The 8,583-nt window shown below is 34.5% G+C and carries 8 protein-coding genes; 3 read left to right on the forward strand and 5 right to left on the reverse strand.

All coding sequences use genetic code 11. The features are described from left to right. The first annotated feature begins 305 nt into the window (after window positions 1-305). Window positions 306-2,627, forward strand: coding sequence for a TonB-dependent receptor (locus tag HOG71_13025; protein ID MBT5991767.1), 2,322 nt, complete (start codon window positions 306-308; stop codon window positions 2,625-2,627). A 4-nt stretch (window positions 2,628-2,631) separates the two neighbouring features. Next, entirely contained in the window at window positions 2,632-3,426 is a 795-nt protein-coding gene (locus HOG71_13030; GenBank protein MBT5991768.1) for a DUF4249 domain-containing protein, read from the forward strand. Between the two features lie 18 nt (window positions 3,427-3,444). On the opposite strand, the gene HOG71_13035 is transcribed toward HOG71_13030, so the two are convergent. Then, window positions 3,445-3,873 (reverse strand): nucleoside 2-deoxyribosyltransferase, encoded by a 429-nt coding sequence (locus HOG71_13035; protein ID MBT5991769.1) that lies wholly within the window; start codon window positions 3,871-3,873, stop codon window positions 3,445-3,447. Window positions 3,874-3,880: 7 nt separating this feature from the next. Next, window positions 3,881-4,087: a hypothetical protein gene (locus HOG71_13040; GenBank protein ID MBT5991770.1), complete on the reverse strand. Its 207-nt coding sequence runs from the start codon at window positions 4,085-4,087 to the stop codon at window positions 3,881-3,883. A gap of 181 nt (window positions 4,088-4,268) precedes the next feature. Here HOG71_13040 and HOG71_13045 point away from each other — a divergent pair, with 181 nt between their 5' ends. Then, on the forward strand, window positions 4,269-4,436 hold the full coding sequence (locus HOG71_13045) for a hypothetical protein (protein ID MBT5991771.1): 168 nt from the start codon (window positions 4,269-4,271) through the stop codon (window positions 4,434-4,436). 2 nt (window positions 4,437-4,438) lie between these two features. On the opposite strand, the gene HOG71_13050 is transcribed toward HOG71_13045, so the two are convergent. The 3 genes from HOG71_13050 to glyA all read right to left on the reverse strand — a co-directional run. After that, window positions 4,439-5,326, reverse strand: coding sequence for a T9SS type A sorting domain-containing protein (locus HOG71_13050; protein MBT5991772.1), 888 nt, complete (start codon window positions 5,324-5,326; stop codon window positions 4,439-4,441). Window positions 5,327-5,443: 117 nt separating this feature from the next. Further along, a complete protein-coding gene (locus tag HOG71_13055; protein ID MBT5991773.1) occupies window positions 5,444-7,789 on the reverse strand; it encodes an Omp28-related outer membrane protein in 2,346 nt (781 codons plus the stop codon). Between the two features lie 192 nt (window positions 7,790-7,981). Next, on the reverse strand, window positions 7,982-8,583 hold a 602-nt coding region (gene glyA, locus HOG71_13060; protein MBT5991774.1), incomplete at its 5' end, for a serine hydroxymethyltransferase.

The following is an 8,583-nucleotide window of genomic DNA, read 5'->3' on the forward strand; positions in this document are numbered from 1 at the left end:
ATTTGGTAATGTTACGCTAATACGATAAAAGTGGACAGGCTTAGGTTGATTAATTTTCGATTTGATACTATCTATTATTAACACTCTTTCCTAATTCTTCAAAAAATCTACAAATAAATTGTGATAATTTTTCAAATTAAGTTGTAGTCGTATCGCCTTTAAAAGCGTCTTATACCAGATGGTATTGAATGCAATTTTGTCAAGCATAGTTTGAAAAAGTTTGAAAATAAAAAATATCCTGATTTTTGCTAGGAGAAGAACTTGCGTTAATAAATACAATCAGTAATTTGAAATTTAGAACAAGCATGCGATTTAAGCAATTTATTTTTTTATGTATAATGCTGATAATGTACTCAGCAACCAGCTTTGCCCAATCAAAATATACGATAAGTGGCTATGTTAGAGATGCCACAAATGGAGAAGAACTCATTGGAGCTACAGTATATATATCAGAACTTCAGGATGGAACCATTTCAAACGAGTATGGATTTTATTCTATTACACTTCCCAAAGGTAATTACCAAGTTGAATTTCACTATATGGGCTATGTGAGTGTAAAGCAAAGGGTCACTCTAAATCAGAACCAATCTATTATAAAAGAGCTTTCACCCAATGCCCTTGATTTGGAAGAAATTATCATTTCAGGTGAACGAGATGACAAAAATGTGAAGTCAACTGAAATGGGTACAATGAAACTTGATCCCGCTGAAGTAAGAATGATACCTGTATTATTTGGTGAACAGGATATCTTAAAAACGATCCAGCTGATGCCGGGCATTAAGTCTGCAGGAGAGGGAAGTAGTGGTTTTCATGTCCGTGGAGGAGGAGCCGATCAAAATTTGATTTTGTTGGATGAAGCACCTGTTTACAATGCATCTCACTTATTGGGATTCTTTTCTGTTTTTAATTCCGATGCACTGAAGGATGTAAAAATAATCAAAGGTGGAATGCCTGCGGAATATGGAGGAAGACTTTCTTCAGTTCTTGATATTAAAATGAAGGATGGTAACTCAAAAGGTTATGACTTTTCAGGCGGAATTGGTCTGATTTCATCACGACTTACTGTGGAGGGGCCAATCGTAAAAGACAAAAGCTCTTTTATCGTTTCGGGAAGAAGAACCTATGCCGATGTGTTTTTAAAACTATCGAGTCGCGAGGAATTGAAAAATACCCAACTTTACTTTTATGATTTAAATGTTAAAGCAAATTATAAAATAAGTGACAAGGACAGAATATTTGTATCTGGTTACTTAGGTCGGGATAAGTTTGGTTTTAATGATGTTATGGGAGTTGATTGGGGGAATATTACAGGAACATTACGCTGGAATCATATTTTTAGCGACAAATTATTTTCCAATACATCTTTAATTTACAGTGATTATAATTATGAAATCAATGCCTCATTTGGTGATGACAAAATCAGTATTCTTTCAGGTATTCAGGATTTTAATTTTAAAGAGGATTTACAGTATTATCTTAATTCGAAAAACACAATTAAATTTGGGTTAAATGCTATTTATCATACTTTTATTCCGGGAAAAGTGGAAGTAAGTTCTCTGGATACGCTTTTTAAAATAGAAGATGACTTTGCACTTGAAACAGCTGCATATGTGAGTTGGGAATCTGAAATCACTTCACGTTTAAAAATAAATGCAGGAATACGCTTTTCTGATTTTGCTGCTTTAGGCCCGGGAGATGTTTTTACATATAATGAGGAGAGCATTGTAACTGATACGACAAACTTCAGGAAAAATGAAATAATTGAGAATTACTGGGGATTTGAACCACGATTTTCAGCTTCTTTTTTACTGAATGAAAAAAGTTCAATTAAGGCCTCCTATAATCGTAACAGACAATACTTGCAATTAGTAAGCAATGCAACCTCGGGCACTCCCATGGATGCATGGATACCCAGTAGTAATATTGTGAAGCCTGGAATAAGTAATCAGGTGGCTTTGGGTTATTTCCGGAATTTTAACGATAACAGCTTTGAAACTTCTGTTGAAATCTATTATAAAGAACTTCAAAATCAGGTTGATTATAAAAATGGAGCTGATTTAATGTTTAATCCTTTAATAGAATCTCAGTTGGTATTTGGTGATGGACGTGCTTATGGTTTGGAGTTGTATATTAAAAAGCGATCAGGCAAATTAACAGGCTGGATATCGTACACATTGGCAAGAACTGAAAACCAATTTGATGAAATTAGTAATGGAAGTTGGTATCCTGTGAAGCATGATCGGACACATGATATTGCCATAGTAGGTATGTACCAGTTCAATGAAAAATGGAATGTGTCAGCAACTTGGGTTTACAACACAGGTGATGCGGTAACATTCCCAAGTGGGAAATACATGATTGATGGCAGATTGGTTAGTTATTATACCGAGCGAAATGGATATAGAATGCCTGATTATCACCGATTGGATATTGGTGTTACCTATTATAGAAAGAAAACTGCTACATGCGAATCAAGTTGGAATGCATCGCTTTATAATGCATATGGAAGAGAGAATGCATATACTATCAATTTCCGTCAAAGCGAAGATGATCCAAACGTAACTGAAGCTGTACAAATGTCTTTATTCCGTTTCATTCCATCGATCAGTTATAACTTTAAATTTTAATACAATGAAATCTTTAATCATAGCCATAGTTGCACTTGTTATACTTTCTTCCTGTGAAAAAGTAGTTGAACTGGATTTGAATAGTGCAGATCCAAAATTAGTTGTTGAAGGATTAATTAATAATGAAGCAGGTCCTTATGTTGTAAACTTAACGTATACAACTAATTTTTTCAATCCTGATAAAATACCAGCTGTTATGGGTGCTTCAGTTATTGTTTCAGATGATGCCGGACAAGTTGATACTTTTACAGAAATTGAGGATGGCGTTTACATGTCGGGTCATTTACAAGGAATTGAGGGAAGAACCTATTTCTTAAATGTAATAGTTGATGGTACAACATATTCGGCTGAGAGCTATTTACCATTTGAAAGACCAATAGATTCCGTTCTGTCAGAGAAAATTAAATTTCCGGGAACTCCGGCACACGCACCAAAGTTTTATCTTATTTCAACCTATTTTACAGATACGGTAAATGTAGTTAACCATTATAGGTTTAGAACATATTTGAATGGAGTTGTTATTGATGATATAAGCTTGCTGAATGATGAGCTTAATGATGGAGAATCGATGAGCCTTCAACAATTTACTGCAGATTTTAAGAAAAACGATACCATAAGCATTGAACTATGTAGCATAGACGAAAAAGTATATACTTATTATTCAACTCTGGCGGATGTGATGAATACAAACCCAATGAGTACATCGGCACCTGCAAATCCCATTAGTAATATTTCGAATGGAGCTTTGGGTTATTTTGGCGCTTTATCGAGTAGCAAAATGAGTATCGTTTTGAAATAAAAATATCCTGTCAGGATTTTAATTATTGTTCAGATTGTCAGAGAGAAATTTGTTGATGATTGACTTGGCTGATTCTAAGTCTGTGTATTCTTTGCAAATCAAATCATTTGATCCGGCTATCATGGCAGATACTCTTTTACCTTCTTGTTTTCGAAACAAACAAAATATCTTTTTTCCATTTTCAATGGCTCGTCCGATTTCATAACCAACACCTAAACTGGGAGTACTTACTTCTGCAATAAGGATATCAGCACTTAATAGCCAGTTCATATCTCGATCATGAATGAACTCATCAGAACTTCCATCTTCACCAAAGGAATTTAATGAAGCATCGCCAATGTGTTCGGTAAGCACTTCTCCAAAGCTTTTAAGGTATTCAATAAGCTGAAGGTATAGTTTGGCATCTTCTCGTCCACCACGGATGGAGGCAGCAAAGTATATTTTCAGGGAAGGGTTATTCATCTTTTGCTTTGGTTTTCATTTTTCGATAAGAAATGAGAATTCCAATTATATCAATTGCTGCAATGATTAAAAAGGCATATCCAACATAGTTCTTCCAGCTTCCAACATCTTCTACTCTAAGAAACAGGGTGTTCATTAAGCCAACCAGCACAAAACCAATGGTTCTGAATATTGACCATATTAATTTTATTTTTTTCATTTTGTAAAATTGAATACTAAGTTACTATTAATAATGCATGAGTCGTAAATAGAATACAAAAATAAATTGTAGTAAAGTGGGCATTTCAAACGTTATAGCTGTGTTGATAAATTAGAAGCAACCTTTTGTTGTTTCATTTGTCTAATAGTATCATGAGTATAAAACAATAAAGAAGAAATACATGTACTTGGCCAATATCACCTATGCACAGGAAAATTTTAGAACCAGCATTTATAAACTTGTAAATGCGTTAAGTCCGGATGAAGCTTATAAAAAAGCAGAGGATTACTGTGTTAATAAACTATTGAGTAATGAATTCAACATTAGCATTAGCGATCCTATAGACTAATTTTATTCTTTGATAAACGTTTGCGTGAATTTTCCATCAGGAGAATTTATCATTATTAAATAAATCCCTTTTTTCATTTCTTTGGTGTCAATTGAAGTTTTTAGATCATTGGTATAAGCTGATCTGATTTTTTGACCATGAATATTATAGATATTGTATTCCCAATCTTTGGATAAAGACTCAATAATTAAATAGTCTTTTACAGGATTGGGGTAAATTCTAATGTCATTTTTATTTTCATTTATACTTCCCGTATAGTCAAATGATATTTTATCTACCCAAAGCTCACCTCCACTGATAGGCGATTGCGGATAGCTAGAAAAGAATGCAACAACTATTGAATCGGGCGTTACTCCTTGAACCATGTATGATATTGGTACTTCAAAATATTTAAAAGTAGGAGAGGGATTTAAAAAGGTATTGGATCCAAATCCAATATTGATACTTGTATTGCTATTAATATCGTATTTTTTTAATAATACGTAAGCATAGGCCCAATCTTCAATAGGTGCGTTAGATGTAAACTTGTAATATGCAATTAGTTTAAAAGGTTTGTAAGGAAATGCTTCTCCTGCATAACTCAATTTTCCAAAGTCATTTTTTCCATTAGGTGTTAATAATCCATTAACGACATAACCCGGATAGGGCACAGCAGGAGTTCCAATATCAATGGTTTTAATATGGACTGAATATAATCCTGCAAAGCTATTACTATCAGGCTCAACAGTATAATTCCCCTGTAATGCGGTAAATTCATTGGAAGTACTCCAGCCGGTAGGTTTTTGAATAACACCACCAAAAGTCCAATCTTCAAAACTCGAATTCCCAATATTCTGTCCCATTAATTGAAAAGAACCGATTAATAGGCATACTAGAATTACCTGTTTCATTTCTCTATAATTTAGAATTGAGAAAAAGAAATTGGTTACATATTGCTATGTTTAAATCTGTGGGATAACTGAAATATAGTTAAAGAGGTTGCCTTTTGAGACAACCTCTTTATTGTATTATTCTTTTGTGAATTTTGAATACCATTGTTGATTGTCAGCATGAACAGTAACAATATAAACACCACTTAATAGGTGGCTGATATTAATACTTACACTTTCTGACTGGAATGAACCTTTGGCTACTGTATGTCCAAAAATATCGGAAACAATATAATCCCCAGAAGTTGCATTACTTAAATCAAGTTGAATTCGGTTTTTTGCTGGGTTAGGATACGCATCTATTGAATTGTCAGTGAATATGAAATCTTCTTCGATATCGGTAAATGTTCCATAACTCATAACTGTTTGATTGTAATTGTTACCAGCATCTCTATAACTGACAATCGGCATATTGTTATTATCAATCGTTATTTCTCCGAAGCTTATGCTGCTTTTACTAAATCCACGAGGGCCTGTACTTTCCCAAACACTTCCATCCCAGCTCCAAACTGTAGGTCTGTCTTTCTTAATACCATCGCGACTCAAAACATATACTTTGCCCCAATTATCTACAACGATTCGTGTATTGAAAGATTCTCCACCTGCAATGTCTTCGCCTATCATGGACCAACTTGTTCCGTCATATTTATAAACCATCAATTGTTTTTGATAGTTTCTGGTCAGTGCCACATAAATATTATCATTTTTATCAATTGCAAAACCATAATATGCATACACACCACTTGTATCTACACTATTACCACCAACAACTTCCCATACATCGTTTTCAAAGCGCTTAACATAAGGAATATTGTTATTATCAATATCAACATACATGGCTAAAGGTCTGTTTTTACTATCAAAAGCCATATTTAGCGAAGCTCCTCTATAGGCTAAACTATATCCTACTAAATCCCAGTATCCTGTAGATTTATTGTAAAACATCATCATGGCATTGTTTTCACCTTCCTGACAAACAATGTGAGGTATGTTGTTATTATCAAATCCAATATCAATTCCTGCAGTAGGTGATGGTGTAATTATTTGTCCAACTTGTTCCCAATTCATTCCATTAAACTTTTTCACCATGAGATTTTTGACATCTGTTCCATCATAAATATTGTAAAGAACATAAGGTATTCCTGCTTTATCTACTGACATTGATGTCCAATTTCCCATGTAATCAACTGCTCCACCTACTTGCTTCCAATTTCCATTTTGAAGCTGATGAACGAGTACTTGCTGGGTGGCCAGATCTGTATAGGATGTGAATATTGTATTGTTTTTATTAACAGCAACATCCGGAGCAAAAACCTGTTTCCCTCCAACTTGAGTTCCGCCTACTAATTGCCAGTTATGCGGATAGGCTGCATTTACATTTATCGTAAATACTTTGTTGATGCTTTCTGTTCCATCATCAATTTTTAATTCCAGATTAACAGTTCCTACTGCTGTTGGAGTTCCTAATAAAGTCACAACTTTTCCTTTAATACCAACTGTTAGCCAAGGAGGAACAGTTCCAACTGTGGTAATTGTAATATTTTTATCATCAGGATCGTGCGCATAAATTGTTTCATCATACTCCGTACTAACATAGGCATCTACTTCGGGTGTATTAATGAAAAATGGTTTGGCGTTCGTATTGCCATTCATATACGGACTTTTGTTGGCATTGATAATTTCTGATGTTGCTGCATTAACTAAAAGCCCTGCTACCCGGATGTAGTTCTCATTAAACTCAGCAGGTAGTGTATAAGTGAAAGTATATGAAAATGTGTCGTTGGTTGAAATACTTGCTGGTAAGCTATTTTGCTTGCCATAATAACCACCTAATAAGGCACGTCCAACATGATCATAAGCAATCATATAATAAGGAATTGAAGCAGGCATTTTTTCATATCCACCCCAATAACTGGAATTTCCAGCATAATAGTTAGTCTGGTTATATTGTGTGTTGTCTCCTGTTACACCATCTTCTACAACAACAGCTGCAAAACGATAATCTCCAGCTAAATCCTCAAAGAATTCAGCAGAAACAGTAGCTGTTAATTTCCTCGTTGTTGCATTATAAGTTGTCGAAACATACACATTTGCTTCAGGTATTTCTGTCATTCGAACAGTAAGTCCTTCAAACCAAATTCCAGTACTTAACTTTTTCTTTACTCGGTCAATATTTGCAGTGGGTGCTCCAGTTAATCCTGATGAATCAGGGTAGCCAACTAATTCCATCGGATCGTTTACATGCAGTGCTATAAATATTAAATCTTCATATTCATGTGTCATAGAATCTGCATACCAGTTACCTCTTGGGCAGTAAGTACACCAGGTTCCTGTTAATTCCTCAACTACCATGTGACGTTTTGGTTGAGAAAATGCAGTAATTCCTAAGAATAAAGCGAGAGCTACAATTAATAATCTTTTCATTTGATTAGAATTTATTTTTTTTAATGTCGATTCCAGCGAACTAATTTAGAGATAATTATGTTAACAAAAAATTCTAATTTACCTGCATTGCTTTAGACACAAGTGTTTGAGATTAATGAGAGAAATAAAATTTGAGAAAAAAAAAGCCTGTTAACCAAATGGAAAACAGGCTCACTATTTTATGTTGTTTATTTATTCAGCAAACAAGGGGAATGAAGACATCATTTCATTCACTTTTGTTCTTGTATTGACAATAACTTCTTCGCTTTCAAAATTGCTGATTACTTCATCTATCATGTTTACAATAGGAGCCATATGCTCTTCTTTTAAACCACGTGTTGTAATAGCAGGAGTACCCACTCGTAAACCTGAGGCTTGGAATGGTGAACGTGTGTCGAATGGTACCATGTTCTTGTTTACTGTAATGTCTGCTTGTACCAATGTATCTTCTACAATACGACCTGTTATTTCAGGAAACTTAGTTCTTAAATCAATCAGCATTAAATGATTGTCAGTGCCATCTGATATTACTTTATAGCCTTTGTCAACAAATGCCTGAGCCATAACCTGTGCATTTTTCTGAACTTGAAGAATATAGTTCATGTAGCTGTCGGTTAATGCTTCTCCATATGCAACTGCTTTTGCTGCTATTACGTGTTCAAGTGGCCCTCCCTGAATTCCTGGGAATACGGCAGAATCCAATAAGGAAGACATTTTACGGACTGTACCTTTTTTAGTTGCTTTGCCCCATGGATTTTCAAAATCTTCACCGATCAAAATCATTCCACCTCTTG

This window comes from Bacteroidota bacterium, assembly GCA_018698135.1.
In the GTDB taxonomy this organism is placed as follows: domain Bacteria; phylum Bacteroidota; class Bacteroidia; order CAILMK01; family JAAYUY01; genus JABINZ01.